This window comes from Paracnuella aquatica, from assembly GCF_003332885.2.
In the GTDB taxonomy this organism is placed as follows: Bacteria; Bacteroidota; Bacteroidia; order Chitinophagales; family Chitinophagaceae; genus Flavisolibacter; species Flavisolibacter aquaticus.
In genome coordinates this window covers 1-696 of record NZ_QOWJ01000052.1, presented here as the reverse complement: position 1 = coordinate 696, position 696 = coordinate 1, and the positions used below count along the sequence as shown (strand labels likewise).

1 protein-coding gene is annotated in these 696 nt (G+C 58.0%); it reads left to right on the top strand.

Annotated features, from left to right (window positions below):
- Positions 1-161 precede the first annotated feature (161 nt).
- Positions 162-650: a phage tail protein gene (locus DRJ53_RS21935; RefSeq protein ID WP_421911969.1), complete on the top strand. Its 489-nt coding sequence runs from the start codon at positions 162-164 to the stop codon at positions 648-650.
- Positions 651-696: the final 46 nt, after the last annotated feature.

The following is a 696-nucleotide window of genomic DNA, read 5'->3' as shown; positions in this document are numbered from 1 at the left end:
GTGCCGCAGCCGCAGAGTCCTCAAAAAACGCGGCGGCCACCAGTGCCGGTGCGGCGAAAACGTCAGAAACGAATGCTGCAGCGTCACAACAATCAGCCGCCACGTCTGCCTCCACCGCGGCCACGAAAGCGTCAGAGGCCGCCACTTCAGCACGAGATGCGGTGGCCTCAAAAGAGGCAGCAAAATCATCAGAAACAAACGCATCATCAAGTGCCGGTCGTGCAGCTTCCTCGGCAACGGCGGCAGAAAATTCTGCCAGGGCGGCAAAAACGTCCGAGACGAATGCCAGGTCATCTGAAACAGCAGCGGAACGGAGCGCCTCTGCCGCGGCAGACGCAAAAACAGCGGCGGCGGGGAGTGCGTCAACGGCATCCACGAAGGCGATAGAGGCTGCGGGAAGTGCGGTATCAGCATCGCAGAGCAAAAGTGCGGCAGAAGCGGCGGCAATACGTGCAAAAAATTCGGCAAAACGTGCAGAAGATATAGCTTCAGCTGTCGCGCTTGAGGATGCGGACACAACGAGAAAGGGGATAGTGCAGCTCAGCAGTGCAACCAACAGCACGTCTGAAACGCTTGCTGCAACGCCAAAGGCGGTTAAGGTGGTAATGGATGAAACGAACAGAAAAGCCCACTGGACAGTCCGGCACTGACCGGAACGCCAACAGCACCAACCGCGCTCAGGGGAACAAACAATAC